This is a genomic window from Sphingomonas sp. PL-96 (assembly GCF_020707215.1).
In the GTDB taxonomy this organism is placed as follows: Bacteria; Pseudomonadota; Alphaproteobacteria; order Sphingomonadales; family Sphingomonadaceae; genus Sphingomonas.
Genome location: NZ_JAJFET010000009.1, coordinates 61,530 through 75,353, shown reverse-complemented (window position 1 = coordinate 75,353; position 13,824 = coordinate 61,530). Strand labels below are relative to the sequence as shown.

14 protein-coding genes and 3 pseudogenes are annotated in these 13,824 nt (G+C 64.7%); 9 read left to right on the top strand and 8 right to left on the bottom strand.

Annotation, left to right across the window (positions count from 1 at the left end; all coding sequences use genetic code 11):
- Positions 1 to 1,071, bottom strand: coding sequence for a sensor histidine kinase (locus tag LK533_RS14940; protein WP_229363874.1), 1,071 nt, complete (start codon positions 1,069 to 1,071; stop codon positions 1 to 3).
- 196 nt (positions 1,072 to 1,267) lie between these two features.
- Between LK533_RS14940 and LK533_RS14935 the strand changes: the two genes are divergently transcribed.
- Positions 1,268 to 1,768 carry a response regulator gene (locus tag LK533_RS14935; protein ID WP_324255318.1) on the top strand — a complete coding sequence of 167 codons (501 nt, stop codon included), beginning with the start codon at positions 1,268 to 1,270 and terminating at the stop codon, positions 1,766 to 1,768.
- Between the two features lie 274 nt (positions 1,769 to 2,042).
- Here LK533_RS14935 and LK533_RS14930 read toward each other — a convergent pair whose 3' ends face one another.
- Complete coding sequence (locus tag LK533_RS14930) at positions 2,043 to 2,315, bottom strand: hypothetical protein (RefSeq protein WP_229363873.1); 273 nt, start codon at positions 2,313 to 2,315, stop codon at positions 2,043 to 2,045.
- A 569-nt stretch (positions 2,316 to 2,884) separates the two neighbouring features.
- Here LK533_RS14930 and LK533_RS14925 point away from each other — a divergent pair.
- Complete coding sequence (locus tag LK533_RS14925; protein WP_229363872.1) at positions 2,885 to 3,412, top strand: hypothetical protein; 528 nt, start codon at positions 2,885 to 2,887, stop codon at positions 3,410 to 3,412.
- 30 nt (positions 3,413 to 3,442) lie between these two features.
- Here LK533_RS14925 and LK533_RS14920 read toward each other — a convergent pair whose 3' ends face one another.
- Complete coding sequence (locus LK533_RS14920; RefSeq protein ID WP_229363871.1) at positions 3,443 to 3,661, bottom strand: hypothetical protein; 219 nt, start codon at positions 3,659 to 3,661, stop codon at positions 3,443 to 3,445.
- 92 nt (positions 3,662 to 3,753) lie between these two features.
- Here LK533_RS14920 and LK533_RS14915 point away from each other — a divergent pair.
- The 3 pseudogenes from LK533_RS14915 (at position 3,754) to LK533_RS14905 (ending at position 6,029) form a co-directional block, all read left to right on the top strand.
- Positions 3,754 to 4,009, top strand: a pseudogene (locus tag LK533_RS14915) (transposase).
- 101 nt (positions 4,010 to 4,110) lie between these two features.
- Positions 4,111 to 4,560, top strand: a pseudogene (locus LK533_RS14910) (IS5 family transposase); the annotation flags it as partial.
- 336 nt (positions 4,561 to 4,896) lie between these two features.
- A pseudogene (locus LK533_RS14905) lies at positions 4,897 to 6,029 on the top strand (IS3 family transposase).
- 212 nt (positions 6,030 to 6,241) lie between these two features.
- On the opposite strand, the gene LK533_RS14900 reads toward LK533_RS14905, so the two are convergent.
- Together LK533_RS14900 and traA are read right to left on the bottom strand one after the other, a co-directional pair.
- Entirely contained in the window at positions 6,242 to 6,898 is a 657-nt protein-coding gene (locus LK533_RS14900) for a hypothetical protein (RefSeq protein WP_229363869.1), read from the bottom strand.
- Between the two features lie 10 nt (positions 6,899 to 6,908).
- Positions 6,909 to 9,836 (bottom strand): Ti-type conjugative transfer relaxase TraA, encoded by a 2,928-nt coding sequence (gene traA, locus LK533_RS14895; protein ID WP_229363868.1) that lies wholly within the window; start codon positions 9,834 to 9,836, stop codon positions 6,909 to 6,911.
- 167 nt (positions 9,837 to 10,003) lie between these two features.
- Between traA and LK533_RS14890 the strand changes: the two genes are divergently transcribed.
- Together LK533_RS14890 and LK533_RS14885 are read left to right on the top strand one after the other, a co-directional pair.
- Positions 10,004 to 10,318, top strand: coding sequence for a conjugal transfer protein TraD (locus LK533_RS14890; RefSeq protein ID WP_229363867.1), 315 nt, complete (start codon positions 10,004 to 10,006; stop codon positions 10,316 to 10,318).
- A 16-nt stretch (positions 10,319 to 10,334) separates the two neighbouring features.
- The gene (locus LK533_RS14885) at positions 10,335 to 10,601 is read left to right on the top strand and encodes a conjugal transfer protein TraD (RefSeq protein ID WP_229363866.1); all 267 of its coding nucleotides are present in this window, start codon (positions 10,335 to 10,337) and stop codon (positions 10,599 to 10,601) included.
- A gap of 12 nt (positions 10,602 to 10,613) precedes the next feature.
- Here the strand turns inward: LK533_RS14885 and LK533_RS14880 are convergent, their stop codons facing one another.
- The 3 genes from LK533_RS14880 to LK533_RS14870 form a co-directional block, all read right to left on the bottom strand.
- Positions 10,614 to 11,513, bottom strand: a complete 900-nt coding sequence (locus tag LK533_RS14880) for a HEPN domain-containing protein (RefSeq protein WP_229363865.1) — start codon at positions 11,511 to 11,513, stop codon at positions 10,614 to 10,616.
- Positions 11,514 to 11,587: 74 nt separating this feature from the next.
- Positions 11,588 to 11,797 (bottom strand): sigma factor-like helix-turn-helix DNA-binding protein, encoded by a 210-nt coding sequence (locus LK533_RS14875; RefSeq protein WP_229363864.1) that lies wholly within the window; start codon positions 11,795 to 11,797, stop codon positions 11,588 to 11,590.
- Positions 11,794 to 12,693: an ArdC family protein gene (locus LK533_RS14870; RefSeq protein ID WP_229363863.1), complete on the bottom strand. Its 900-nt coding sequence runs from the start codon at positions 12,691 to 12,693 to the stop codon at positions 11,794 to 11,796. The genes LK533_RS14875 and LK533_RS14870 overlap by 4 nt, the downstream gene beginning before the upstream one ends.
- 508 nt (positions 12,694 to 13,201) lie before the next feature.
- Here LK533_RS14870 and LK533_RS14865 point away from each other — a divergent pair.
- Together LK533_RS14865 and LK533_RS18005 are read left to right on the top strand one after the other, a co-directional pair.
- Positions 13,202 to 13,420 carry a helix-turn-helix transcriptional regulator gene (locus LK533_RS14865; RefSeq protein WP_229363862.1) on the top strand — a complete coding sequence of 73 codons (219 nt, stop codon included), beginning with the start codon at positions 13,202 to 13,204 and terminating at the stop codon, positions 13,418 to 13,420.
- A 130-nt stretch (positions 13,421 to 13,550) separates the two neighbouring features.
- Positions 13,551 to 13,742, top strand: coding sequence for a DUF6771 family protein (locus tag LK533_RS18005; RefSeq protein WP_324255316.1), 192 nt, complete (start codon positions 13,551 to 13,553; stop codon positions 13,740 to 13,742).
- Positions 13,743 to 13,824 lie beyond the last annotated feature (82 nt).

Here is a 13,824-nt window from a genome sequence, read left to right as displayed (position 1 = left end):
CTACTCGTAAGCAAGTTGCGCCGCCCCCACGGGAGCATCGATCCGAAACACCAGTCCAGCAAGATCATAGCTGACCGAAGTCTCGCCGCGAAGGTATGAACCAAGAGAACGTTTGATCATGACCGACCCGAAACCGCGCCGAGTTGGGACGCTTACAGTGGGGCCGCCTGTCTCCCGCCAGGTGAGACGGAAACGAGGCTGATCCAGGTTGGCTCCCTGTTCAAGCGACCAATTCAGCTCAACATGGCCGGTATCGTTCGACAGAGCGCCGTATTTTGTGGCGCTCGTCATCAACTCGTGAAGGGCAAGCGTCAAACCCAGCGCCACCTGCGGGTTGAAGCGAACAGACGGCCCTTCAATCCGCACACGATCTGCGAGGCCCGCATGATTGGTGAGAGCAGTGCGCGCGAGCGCGTGGAGATCGGCCGAGCGCCATTCGGCCGCGGTCAGCATGTCGGTTGCTTGAGCAAGAGCCGCCAGCCTGAAGCTCAGGGCACCACTTGCCGCCTTCAAGTCGGTTGATTGGCGCAGCGTCTGAGCGGCGACCGCTTGCACCACAGCGAGCTGGTTCTTCAGTCTGTGCCCTAGTTCCTGCTTCACAAGCTGCAGCTGCTGCTCGCGCTCACCCAGGCGCTTGTTGGCTGTCTCCAAGCCAGCATTCGCTTTAGCCAACTCGGCCGCGAGCCGCGCCGATCGTTGAAAGACTGCGCGCAGTTCGGCAGCGACCGAAGCAACGCCGGTCATAACGGGCGCGTAGAGCAATGTCGCGCCAAACTGAGCTGGAGTGAGGCCCCAGCGAAAGGTGGGCTGAAACAAGGTGAGTCCCGCCAGCAACGCCGAGAACCAGGTCGCGTAGATGCCCGTCTGCCTGCCCATAAGCAGAGCGATGAGCAGCACCACAGGGATAAACAGTAGATACGGAAGCAAGTTGGTGATCAACAGGACGCGCAGCATCGCAGTGCCCGCCAACAGCAGAGTGGCGACCACGTATCTTGCCGGAGCGGAAAGGGAATGAAGAAGCGACCACGTGAAAAAGCGGTCGAAAGTCGAAGAGGCCTGTACTCTGTCCATTCGCGCCACGTGGAAGACGCAAGCCCCCTGCGGCGCGTTGGCGGTGCGCATAGCTGCAACGGAAGTGGAAGGCGATCCTGTTCCGGCTGCGTTCTCTCCACCGGACGGAAATTTCCCGCCCAATCACACATTTGATGCGATCTCGGGAGCCAGCCCCATGGAGGCGCATTGGTCCGCTCCAGGATGAACTCGTGCCATGTGTCATGTGTTGATTATCGAGGATGAGCCATTCGTCGCGATGACCATCCAGGCGATGCTCGAAGAAGAAGGCGCCACGACTGTCGACTTCGCGGTGACCGAAGCTGAAGCGATCTCGGCAGCGCTGGCGAATCCACCGAAGCTCATCACCTCGGACGTCCGGCTGATCGAAGGAACCGGCCCCTTGGCTTTGGAGCAGATCCACCAGCACCTGGGAGAGATCCCGGTAATCTTCATCACGGGCTCACCCGACGAGTGCCAACCGTGCAACCCCGGGTGTCGTTCTAAGCAAGCCTCTGCGGCACCCGGCGTTGAGGGACGCTTTCCACCAAGTCGTCTAACATGCTGCCGCGTTGCACTTCCCAGTGCTGCCGGGTGCGGGTTCAGTTTACCCACGCAACATCTTGGCTTCCTCGCAGTTCAGAGCGCGCCGCCGAATTGTTGCGTCGTAGCAGGAAAGTCACTCGTGCGCAGTAGCCCATTATGTTCGCGAAGCTGATCTGCGTCCTGATCCTCGCGACGGCGGCAATGACAGCCTGGGCGATCGCGCGGTCATTTCATGCGCAACCCACAACAACGCCCCTCGCCAGCCAATCCCTTCCCGAACAGGCGGCACATGGAAGCCAGACGAGATGACGAAACCCAGCCAGAGCTCGCCGCGGTGGGAGCGGGATCAGCTCCCTAAACAAAGAAGGGGCGCTCGAGTCAGCTCGAACGCCCCTTCCAACATGCGCTTGGGAGCAGTTCAACCTGCCCCAAAAGCTCTGTCGGTGCTAGATGCCATTCGACAGGTTCGTGTCCGGATCGTTGGTCCGCATATCGTCGGCCTGGTTCTGACCGGTCGCGCGAACCGCATCAGCGCTGTTCTCGAGGCTGTCCTCGCCCGCTTCCGTGGTCGCGTTGTCAGCGGCGTCCTCAAGGTTGTCGGCGTATGCCTCTGCATTCGCTTCGATATTGTCAGCGGCCTGCTCGCGCGGGCCGGAGTTACAGGCTGCGAGAGATGCCAGGACAGCTGCCGCGGTGGCGAGAGCGAAAATCTTCTTCATCGTGTTCATCCCCTTGGATAGGAAACCGAGTTCACTGTAGGCGAGGGCGTTGGAGCAGAGTTCGTCAACAGTAGCAAGGTTGAGACGCTGAGGCCTCCGAGCCCTGCGCGGCCTTGTAAGCGCCGGAACACCTGCTCAATCAGCATGAGGTTTACCTTACCGCCGCATCTGCAGCAGCCTGGATGTCAGCCTCACTGTGCACGCGGTACGCCCGCCCGACGCACGGCCAAGCATTGATCGCGTCCAGCAAAAAGCGCTTGGCCTTGCGGTTGTGCACGCCATAGCGCTTGGCTGCGACCGTGTAGCCGCGAGAAGCGCGGCATGAGAGTGCGGTGTGCTTTCAACATCCGGCATATCCGTGCCGAAGCACACAAACCGACTCCCCTTAAGCAGCGTGTGCGGGCAGAACACGTGAAATCCAGGCAAGGACATCTCTCTGACGTTTCGCGACTTGGCTGGCTGGGGGTTGACCGGATCCGTCGCGTTCGGGTTGGTCGCAGAGTGGTTCGTCAAGGTCGCGGAAGACAAAGGTTGGTACGCGAACGCTGGCAGGAACTGGGGATGTCGCAATGACTCTTGGTCTTGCGGCCGTGACCTCTGCCTGGTTACAGACCATCGCAGCACTGGTCGTGGGATTTGCCGTGGGCCTAAGGGTGGACACATCTATCGCCCGTAGGGAGCGGCGGCTTGATAATGAGCCTACCGTACCAGCCATCACCGTTGAGGCAGCGCGAGAACCGGAGCAGGGCGTCACGACCCAGCCAGATTGGCCCCTCGTCGATGTCATCGAAGCCTTGCTCAACGCAGCCCGCCCGTCTAGAGTAAGTCATTCTGACCTCCTCGTGAAAGCCTTTCGCGACGTTTCCGATCGGATGTCGCTTCACCATTTGACCCTTTGGGGTAGGCTTGGAAACAGAGCAATACAGAAGATCAACAGCATGCACGTGACCTGTGGGGAGCTTAAATTTCTGGCCAGTCAGTTAGTTCTTCACAGTCACGCTGGCGATTCGCTTTACGGTCAGGTCTTCGTTGATCTTCGTCTTAACAGGAAGCAAGCCGAGCCCTACTTCTCCGAAGCCACCGCGCTCTCCTCCTAGGCGGCGTGGACAAATTTGCTGAGCACGAGACTACCGCGGATGTCGGGCAAGCTCGACGGCGGCTTCGATGAGGTCCACGGCAACCTCGTTGCCGAACGTGTTGATGGCGATGTGCCCATCATCTCGGATGCTGACATCGAAGAGTACGTCCCCTTGGTCTGAGAGCACCTCCAGGCGTATGCCGTCGAAGTTCACGTCCGTCGCCCACTGATACTCTGTGGTGCGATCTTCGAGGTTCAGCGTGCCCATAGCGGGAGCTTACTGTCTGCCAGTCCAATTTGCCATCGATCCGCGCTATAGCTGCCGACAATAGTCGAGGCGATTGACGTAGCGAGAGGGGATTGATTCAAGGCTGCCTTTTGGAGGCAGGCTTGAGCCGGGGCGATCTCACCGAGGCGGAATGGCGCATCCTGAAGGATTTCCTGCCGATCGAGCGCAAAAACCGGGGCCGGGGCAGACCTCCCGAACAGAACCGCTCGATCATCAACGGCATACTCTGGCGGCTGCGGTGCGCCGTGGCGCGACGTGCAGCCCAAATACGGAAGCTGGAACACCATCTATCGCCGGTTCCGCCGATGGAGCGGGGCTGGCGTCTGAGAGATCCTGGCGCTGACGCTGGCCGAGATCATGGCAGACACCGGCCACTACAGCATCGATAGCACCACCGTCCGTGCCCACGTCTCGGCAGCGGGCGGAAAAGGGGGGCTCATCGACGCGCTCTTGGCCGCTCGCGGGGCGGGTTCACCAGTAAGCTTCACTGCCTGGCTGACGCCCTCGGGCGGCCGATCGCCTTCCACCTCACGGGCGGCGAGGCGGCAGATTGCAAGGCGTATCACGCACTGATCGTCCTGCCAGAGCGCACGCCCGATGCCTTGCTTGCCGACAAGGCCTACGATGCCGACGCGATCCGTGCCGACCTCGCGAAACGGAACATCAAACCCGTCGTACCCGGCCGCTCAAACCGCCGCGTGAAGATTGAGCATGACCGGACGCTCTACAAGCAGCGCAACCGCATCGAACGCATGTTCGGCCACCTCAAGATCAACCGCGCCGTCGCCACCCGCTACGACCAACTGGCCAGCAGCTTCCTCGGCATGGTCCATCTCGCTACCGCCAAATACTGGCTCAAATTTGTCCACGCTGCCTAAGGAAGTGATTAGCAGTGTCCCTACAACACTCGCCAGAGCCAGAGGAGACTATGCGCAGATCACTTCAAGCAATCAGGAGGCTATATGCAATTTTTTAAGACGATCAACGGCAATTCCTACCCCGTCAGCGCGATCACCCAGATACGACACCGAGCGGTGACTTTCACTCCAGGTGATCGGCCGGGGCGCGTAGCGATGGTGGACATCGGACAAACGAAGTCGACGTGCACGACCATGGGGTCTGACGTGACCTCCGTTTCTTCATCCATCTGGAACTAGAGACCGGCCCCTCGAAGGGACGGACAGAATGAAGCGAAGCAGTTTTCGAAAGAGCAGATCATCGGCATCCTGAAGGAGGCCGAGGCGGGTACGTGGTGACGGAGCTGTGCCGCAAGCACGGGATGTCGAGCGCGACCTACTGCGCATGGAAGGCTAAGTTCGGCGGCCTGGAGGTGTCCGACGCAAAGCGCCTGCGGTCGCTCGAGGAGGAGAACGTCCGGCTCAAGCGGCAGCTGGCGGACACGATGCTCGACAACGCGGGTCTGAAGGATCTGCTGTCAAAAAAATGGTAACGCCCGCCGCGAAGCGGCAAGCGGTCACGCATCTCCAGGCGACGTTGGGGATGAGGGAGCGGCGGGCGTGCATGGTCGTCGGGGCGGACCGCACGAGCATGCGGTATCGCTCGTGTCGGGGAGATGATGGCGACCTACGGTCGCGTTTGCGTAGGCTGGCGCAGCAGCGCAGGCGGTTCGGCTATCGGCGTCTGCACATCCTGCAGCGCCGGGACGGCATCACGATCAACCACAAGAAGACCCAGCGGCTCTATCGTGAGGAAGGACTGACGGTCAGGCGCCGGAAAGGACGAAGGCGCGCGGTTGGCGCGCGAGCGCCCGCGCCGGTGCTGGCGCTCCCCAACCAGCGCTGGAGCCTGGACTTCGTGCACGACCAGCTCGTCACCGGCCGGCGGCTCCGCGTGCTCAACATCGTCGACGATGTGACGCGCGAACGCATCCGGGCGGTGGTGGACACGTCGATCTCGGGCCGGCGGGTCGTGCGCGAGTTGACCGATCTGATCGCCGAGCGTGGCAGGCCGAAGATGATCGTTAGCGACAACGGACCGAACTGACGTCGAACGCGGTGCTCGCCTGGTCGGGAGATGTCGGCGTCCAATGGCATTACATCGCGCCGGGCAAGCCGACGCAGAACGGGTTCGTCGAGAGCTTCAACGGTCGCATGCGCGACGAGCTGCTCAACGAGACGCTGTTCTTCACCATCGGCCAGGCCCGCTCGATCCTGGCTTGCTGGGTCGACGACTGCAACACCGAGCGGCCGCATTCCTCGCTCGGCTACGCTACCCCGGCCGCATTCGCTGCCGGGTTCGAACAGCAACGGGCGGGGTAACCCCGCCCGTTGCTTCACCTGCGCTCATGCGCGACAACACCGGTCGGTCTCTGGTTGCCGCTGGATGAAAGACCGGGGTCACGTCAGCTGCAGTCCAACTACGAGGGTATCGGTCGCCCGATGAACGAGGGGCCGCTTACGCGGGCTCGACGCCCGAAAGCGGTCAGGCCGCAATCCCCCCGTTTGCCCGAAAACCGGACGGGCCACATCCGAAAACAGACAGGATTCCGAGTTGATACGCTGATCGCCGGGGTTAGCAACCAGTCGGTGATTGGGCTGGTTATTTCGTTTTCGAACGTCGGCCTGTTTGTCTCGAATTCGGTATGCGTACATCAGAAACAGAACTGGTCGGCGGGGACACGTCGCGAACGACTGGCTCGGCCCGTGCCGGCCGTGCTGCCGATAACAGGCGTTTTGCTGCGTCCCTCTCTTCAACCCGCATTGCCCGAGTAGCCATCCATTCAGGACCATGCCAACTCACCGGCAGCGACCGCATTACCGCACCCGGCAAGATTGCCCAGAGCAGGATGCCTATGACCAACCCGGCACCGGCGGCCCACCGAACCTCGATCGCCTGATCCCTGGCCACGCGCACCTGCGCGATCCCAAGCCGCAGCTGTTGCATCAGCGCCGTGGACGTTGCTCCGGCAGACCGTAGCATTTCGGCGTCGGCCGCCCGCGCCTGGTCGCTCGCTTTGACGATCTCCTGGGTCAGGCTCTGCGGCGTAAGGCGCATGGCAGGGCTGGTAGCGATCGTTGCGAGTGCTTTGTTGGCTGCGGCCAGTCGATCGTCCAGCGCCTTCAGCGTGTCGCGGTAATCCGGCTGATCGCGATGCTCGGCGGCCAGCCCCTGGATGGCGCGCAACGCGAGGCTGACCTCGCGACGCAGATCGTCAAAGGCGCGGGCCGGGTCATCGAGGCTGTTGGTTCGCTCCATGCCTCGGACGTTAACGCCCGAGGCCACGGCTGCGCGAGACGCCGAGCCAGTTCTGGAGCTCATGGGATATCGACGCGCCCTCCAGTCGCTTCAGACCAAGCTCACGGGTGCGGTTGCGGAGCAGCGACTCGACCTGCGGGTCGTGCTCGAGCCCCTTGGCCATCGCACGCATCTGCTGTCGAACGCGGGTGGCGGCATCAAAGCCCTCGCCACGCTCCAGCGAAGCACGGCGACGATCGAGCGCCTGCCAGTCATCGACGAAACGGTCGGCCCTTCGCATCGGATCGGTGCGCATCTCGCGCTCGAGCGCCATCGCCTGGACAAGCGGGCTGGTCCGTCCGTTCCGTGCGTCTTCGATCAACGCCGGGTTACGGCGCAGCGCCAGACGCAGATCGGTCGTGCCGTTCGGTTGTGCCCGATCCAGCCGATGCACTGCCTTTTCAAGGTCGACACGCATATGCGGCAGCGGCGAACGCCCTGCCCGTTCTGCCTCATCCACCTCGGCGAAGGCGACGGCATAGCGACGAACCGCCGCCCCAAGATCCGCGGCGGGATCAACCGCCGGTGTGGGGTCCGACACGCGCAACCGCAGGCCATCGAACATGCTGCGTCTGGGTTCCGGCGACGGCGCCGCGACGTTGAGCTTGAGCCCGTCGAACATGCTGCGACGGGTCGGCGCCGGCGTGTCGCGTGGATCGCCGATGCCGCGTCGCTCCGCAAAGGCGCGGGATACTCGGATGGCCGGCTCCCGCACATAGTCCGATACCATGTCCTTGGCCCGCTCGCGCGACAGCGTCGCGGCAAGCCGGTCATGATCGGCGAAGTCGTCGCGGCCATAGTGGAGCTCGACCGCGTCGCGATGGCGGGACAGCGCCACATAGCTGGCGTGCCGGTCGAGGCCGGGGGTGGCGAGCACCTGTACCCGATCGACGGTCATGCCCTGTGCCTTGTGGATCGTCGCGGCATAGCCGTGATCGACGGCGGCATAATCCTTGACGTCGAAGCCGACGCTGCGGCCATCGTCGAGCAGCACCGTCATGCGCCCGGCGGTGACACTCTCGACCCTTCCCAGGCTGCCGTTCTTCACGCCCAAGCTGCGCTCGTTGCGCAGGAACATGATGCGGTCGCCGCTGGCGAATTGGCGCTCTCCCCGCTCCGTGGCGATGGCGACATCGTCGCCAAGCTCCCCGCCTCGCTTCAGCCGCTCGCGCGCAAGCTGGTTGAGCAGGCGCACTTCGTCGTTGGTGTGGGTGAGGATGATGCGGCTCGCCTGCGGTGCATCCGCACGATCCTGGTCCCAGCGGTCGACCAGCGCGACGCGGGCGGCTTCGCGGGTCGGAGCGGCATGGACCGCACCATGGGCGACATAGGCGTCGAGTGCTTCGCCGGGGCGCTCGGTGGCGAGCTGGCGGGTGGCATCCCGCTGCCAGTCCTCGCGCTGGCGCCGGATGTCGGTGATCTCGACATGGCCGTAGCGCTCCACCGCTGACCGGAACGCAGCACCGGCTTCGATCGCCTGGAGCTGCTCGGGGTCGCCGACCAGCACCACCTTGGCGCCGTGCTTCGCCGCCTGCGACAGCACCCGCTCCATCTGGCGTGATCCGATCATCCCGGCTTCGTCAATCACCAGCACATCGCCGGCGGAAAGCAGCTCCCTGCCCTGCTCCCATTGCCGCTCCAGGCTCGCAAGCGTGCGTGACGCGATGCCGGAGCCGTTCTCGAGGTTCTCGGCGGCGATCCCCGACAGCGCACCCCCTTGGACGCGGTAGCCGGCCTCTTCCCACGCTTTCCTTGCCAGCCCGAGCATCGTCGACTTGCCGGTGCCGGCATAGCCGACGACGATGCCGAGATCGCGCCCCTGCACGACATGGCGCAACGCCGCCTGCTGCTCGGGCCCAAGCACCAGACCGGCACGTGCCGATCGCTCCAACATTCGATCACTCGCACCATCGCCGAGCCGATGCGCGACGCTGCCGCCGAGGCGGTCGAGCGCCTGCTCGAGCCGCTGCTCGGTGGCGAGCATCTCACGACTGGTGAAGCGCTCCTCTCCGCGACTGTCACGTCCCAGCTTCACCAGCTCGGGCGAGGCACGCGCCGCCGCCATGACCTTGTCGAACTGTTCCTTGCCGTCGCTGTGGCGGTGGACGAACTTCGCCAGGTCGCGGGTAGTGAAGGTCGCCTGCCCGTGCGTGATCCCGTCCAGTGCCAGATCGGGCTTGGTGAGCAGCTTCTCGCCATTGGATCGCGCGATCGTGCGATGCTCGTCGACGCGCTCGATCTGCAGGCCCTGCGCGGCCATCCGCGACGCGGCCGGCCCGATCTTGTGCTGCGGCTCGAGATCGATGCCCTGAGCCTCGAGCGAGCGGTGGTCGACGCGTGCATCGATGTCGAGCTCAGCAAGCCGCTGGTTGACGTGTTCGGCCCAGGCTTCGCGCCAGTGCTCGAGCAGGTCGGTGCGGTTCCAGTCGCGCACCTTGGCGCCGAAGCCCTCCTCATCGACACTGCGTGTGGTCAGCATGACATGCGCGTGCGGCTTGGCCTCGCCGTCGGCGCCGACATCCCAATGCACGTTGAGATCGGCGACCATGCCACGTGCGACGAACTCACGGGCGACGAACTCGCGCGCCAGGCGAATACCCTCCACTTGGTCCAGCTCGCGTGGCAAGGCGAACTCCACCTCGCGCGCCAGCTGCGCGTCCTTGCGCAGTTCGGCTGCCTCGACTGCATTCCACAGCGTGGCACGATCCGAGAGCTGCTCCGGCGCGCCTTCGGGTAGCAGCACCTCGGAGTGGACGACGCCGGCCTTGTTGGAGAAGTCGTGATGGCGATCGAGGCGCCGGTCGTGCAGCCTGGACGCGGAGCGATAGGCCGCAGCCGCCAGTGCCGACGAGCCGGTGGCACGCGAAATGATCTTGGCCGAGAAGTGGTAGATCGCCATGGCGGCAATCCATCTACACTTCATGCGCCACGTCGGCACGACGTATAAGCGCGCCCTCGAAAGATTTCATCTGTCTCGGGACGGCTGCGTCTCACTGCGTACCACACCATGGCCGCTGTCCGAAGCGCACGATAACTGACATGCCCGCCACAGATGGAGGACACATCATGCGCAAGCCGCGCGACATCGACTCGGAACTCAAGATGCTCGCCGACAAGGCACGTGCACTGCGCGCCCGCAAGCTCGTGCAACTGGGCGAACTGGTCACCGCCTGTGGCGCCGACACCCTGCCGGTTGAAATCCTCGCTGGCGCGCTGCTGCAGGCCGGCGCCACCAAAGACGCCGCAACGCTGGAAGCATGGCGCACGGCCGGAGAGCGCTGGTTTCGCGGCAAGGCTCGCAGCACTTCGGCAAAGCGACGCGGCGCTGCACCGATTGCAGGTGCAGCGCCGCCGCCTGGTACAGGCACGGGCGCGGCATGATGCCCGCACCTGGCAGGTGAAGCGCCGCGAGCGCACCCGTCAGTTGATCGAACTCGGCGGGCTAGTGGCGAAGGCCGGTCTGGTCGAGCTCACCGACAATGATCGCGCGGTGATCTTCGGGATGTTGGTGGGCGGCGCCGCGACACTGCGCAGCGAGCAGCGCGAACAGGCGCTCATGCTTTGGCGGCGTCGCGGCAGGCGTGCGTTCGAGAACAGCGAGGAAGACGGGGCCGCCGAAACGCCCACGGGTGCGCCGCGCAAGAAGGCCGAACCCGCTGCCTGAGCGCGCGCCAGCTCAGGCCTGCGAGAGCCGCTCCTCGCAGGCCTGCTGCACCAGCTGCTGGAGCAGCGCCACGCGCTCGGCAAGCCATTCAAGCTCGGCGGGGCTGATCTTGTAGTGCGGCGAGTAGCGCGCGTTGACATAGGCCTGGCGCAGCAGCTCGAAGCAGCGCTGCGCGAACTTGGTGTCGCGCGGCCAGACCGTCATCAGCTCGGGCACGAGCGGCTCGGCCTGGCTGCGCAGGAAGTTCAGCTTGTGCGACTTGGGGCTGTAGAGCGTCAGCGTCAGCAGCAAGCAGTGGTACAACTGCTCGGCGGTCTGGTGCAGATCGAAGGCGGCTTGCTTCAGGTACCCTCTGTCGGTCGCAGTACGGGCGAGATCAAAACGCATCTCAGCGTTTCGAAACCATTGGTCGAAGTGCTTGCGCGCCTCCGCCAACGCTGCCGCCGGCTCCAGCGGCTTGGGCGTGACAAAGTGGGAATCCTCCACCCCATACAACGCGATCCCTTGCTCGATCGCGTCGATGAAAAATGGCCGGCCTTGGGTAAGCTGGTTGTTCACGTCCGCAAGGCTGTGGACGATGAACGCCACCGGTGCACTGATGCGCCTGGCGATCGTCACCTCGCGCACGAACTGGTCGTCGGCCTTGGCCCAGAACTCCCCCAGATCGGTCAGCCGCTCGTCGCTCACCACGACAAGAATGTCATAGTCGGACTGATAGCCGCCGACAGGATCGTCGACCCAGTCGCCACGTGCATAGGAGCCGTAGAGGATCACCTTGAGGATGCGGCCCTGCCGCCGCCAGTTCTGCGTCGACAGCGAGGTCGCCTGCTCGAACTCGGAGAACAGCACCTCCACGATGCGTTCGAGGTCGCGTCGCTTGCGGTCGGGCAGATGATCGAGATCGCTGCGCATCTTGTCTTCCTATCGAACCGTTACGGCTGCGTACATCCTCGCCCGGAGCAGCGCTCCGGGCGAGGATGTCGGGTTCACTCTTGCGCGCACTCGGCGGCATCATCGAGCGCAACGAGCACGCGGGCGATGACGCGCTCCACCTCGTCGGTGGTGCAGCCCTGACGCTCGGCGGCTTCGTCATAGTCGAGATCTTCGAACCGCACGGCTGCGAAGACCGCGCGGTCGCGCTCGGGCAGCGCCCGCCACGCGCGTGCCATCGCCTGCAGCGCTCGCGCGCAGCTCACGGCTGCGGCTCCGCCTCGGGTGCGAAGGCGAGCAGATAGTCCGCCGCCTTGCTTGCAGCACTCGCCGCCCGGAAGATCGCGCGCGCATCCTCGCGCAGCACGTCGAGCCAGCACGCGACATAGTCGGCGTGCCGAACCGTCGGTTCGATGCCGAGGCTCGCACAGCTGAACGCCGCGCACAGCTCGGCGACCAACTCCTCGCGCGCATAGGCGTTGCTACCGTACTTGCCGGTCTGGTCGCGGTCGAGCCGGCTGCGGTGCCCGGTCCAGTGGCCGAGCTCGTGCAGCGCCGTCCCGTAGTAGTTGACCTGGTCGCGGAACGCCTGTTGCGGCGGCAGCTGCACCGTGTCGAGCACGGGCGCATAGAAGGCGTGGTCGCCGCCGATGCGGATGCTTGCCCCGCTCGCCGCCATCAGCGCTTCGGCACGTGGGATCGCCTCCTGCTCCGGCAGCGGCGCTGTGGGTGCGGTGATCTTGTCCGGCAGCCCGTCACACTGGTCGATGTTGAAGACGGTGAAGCGCTTGAGAAACGCCACCGTGCGCGCCTCGCGATCCTCGTCGGCCGCGCGCGCATCCTCGCCCTTGGGGGCGAAGCGGTCGGCATAGCAGACGGTGGTTCCCTTCTCGCCCTTGCGGACGCTGCCGCCGAGTGCCTGTGCCTGCCGGAAGGTAAGCCAGCGCTGCGACGCATAGCCGCCTTCGACCGCCGCTGCCCACAGGATGAGGATGTTGATCCCCGAGTAACGCCGCCCCGTGCCCGCGTTGTGCGGCAGGGTACAATCGCACGCCGCGCTGTCCCAGGGCTTCACCCAGGGCAGCCGCCCCTCTTCCATCTCGGCGATGATGCGGTTGGTGACCTCGCTGTAAAGATCCTGCCGGTTGGTCTCGCGCGCCATGTCCTCTTGCTCCTTCCAGACCACCGCAACCGGCGCCGGAAGTGGCGGAGGTGGGCGGCAGGAGCGCACCCGGCAGGCCCGCACGAGCGGCGGGGAGCACCCCTTGGGGCCGCAACACCGTGCAGGAGCCGCGCCAGCGGCTTGCTGCCCGCCGCGGCGGGACTACGGGCAAGCGACGCCCACCCCCGCCACCTTTCGATGCCGGAGGCACGACGCCGCCCGCACCTGCGGGCGTCCGCCCGCCGCGGCACCGCGGCCCCTCCGTCAGCGATGCACACCCGCATGGGCCGGGACGGCACCGCCGGCCCGGTGCGCAGCATGGCAGCGCGGCCCCGCGCAGCGGGGGACGGCAGCCCCCTGCCCTTCTTCCTTGAAATCGATCGAGCAGATTTTGTGGTGCCCCTCGGCACCTTGCTGGTGACCTTAAGAACCGGCTCCATTGCAGCCGCAGGCGAGACGATCCCACCCCGGTCGGCAGACACTCACATCATCCAACCGGAGACCTGCCATGACGGAGTCCGACCGCATCCTTGGCCTGAACGCCGTGCTCGATCTCACGGGCCTCAGCCGCTCGACGCTCTACCGCAAGGTCGCCGACGGCAGCCTCCCGCGCCAGGCCCAGCTCAGCACCCGCTGCGTCGGCTGGCGCACCTCCGCCATCGCCGAATGGCAGCGCAACCCCATCTTCTACAGGGTTGACGAGGCCAATGAGCCGCGATTGCGATGAGGCTGTTCGGCAGACCGAGGCTAATCTCCCGAAGCCGCCGCTCTTTCCAACAGCGCGGGCCGACACGGCTGATGATTTCACGGCATAGGAAGGGCCCTGCGCGAATTGGATCAAAGGGGAACATAGGGCTATGATGACGCCCGACCCCTCCAGCCTCGCCCAGACCCTCCTTCACGCGCCCGGGTGGGCACGCATGGGGCTTACCCCTCCTAATCAGCGCCTGCGCGAGCAGGCTGTGACCGAGCTGGCCGAAACGATCATTGACGCTTTAGCGCGTCCGCAGTCGGTTCCCGACGCACGGCAGATGCCGCTTCCGCTTTGAGGTGGCCGCCAACACTTGGGTCGACAGTCTGAGCGACCTGACGCAGCACCGTGCCAATCTACGCGTTCGCTGCCCATGCGGT

Bases quoted from the DNA above. Each gene is read 5' to 3' on its own strand.
- LK533_RS14940 (WP_229363874.1), bottom strand. From the start codon at position 1,071: ATGGACAGAGTACAGGCCTCTTCGACTTTCGACCGCTTTTTCACGTGG.
- LK533_RS14935 (WP_324255318.1), top strand. From the start codon at position 1,268: ATGTGTCATGTGTTGATTATCGAGGATGAGCCATTCGTCGCGATGACC.
- LK533_RS14930 (WP_229363873.1), bottom strand. From the start codon at position 2,315: ATGAAGAAGATTTTCGCTCTCGCCACCGCGGCAGCTGTCCTGGCATCT.
- LK533_RS14925 (WP_229363872.1), top strand. From the start codon at position 2,885: ATGACTCTTGGTCTTGCGGCCGTGACCTCTGCCTGGTTACAGACCATC.
- LK533_RS14920 (WP_229363871.1), bottom strand. From the start codon at position 3,661: ATGGGCACGCTGAACCTCGAAGATCGCACCACAGAGTATCAGTGGGCG.
- LK533_RS14900 (WP_229363869.1), bottom strand. From the start codon at position 6,898: ATGGAGCGAACCAACAGCCTCGATGACCCGGCCCGCGCCTTTGACGAT.
- traA (WP_229363868.1), bottom strand. From the start codon at position 9,836: ATGGCGATCTACCACTTCTCGGCCAAGATCATTTCGCGTGCCACCGGC.
- LK533_RS14890 (WP_229363867.1), top strand. From the start codon at position 10,004: ATGCGCAAGCCGCGCGACATCGACTCGGAACTCAAGATGCTCGCCGAC.
- LK533_RS14880 (WP_229363865.1), bottom strand. From the start codon at position 11,513: ATGCGCAGCGATCTCGATCATCTGCCCGACCGCAAGCGACGCGACCTC.
- LK533_RS14870 (WP_229363863.1), bottom strand. From the start codon at position 12,693: ATGGCGCGCGAGACCAACCGGCAGGATCTTTACAGCGAGGTCACCAAC.
- LK533_RS14865 (WP_229363862.1), top strand. From the start codon at position 13,202: ATGACGGAGTCCGACCGCATCCTTGGCCTGAACGCCGTGCTCGATCTC.
- LK533_RS18005 (WP_324255316.1), top strand. From the start codon at position 13,551: ATGATGACGCCCGACCCCTCCAGCCTCGCCCAGACCCTCCTTCACGCG.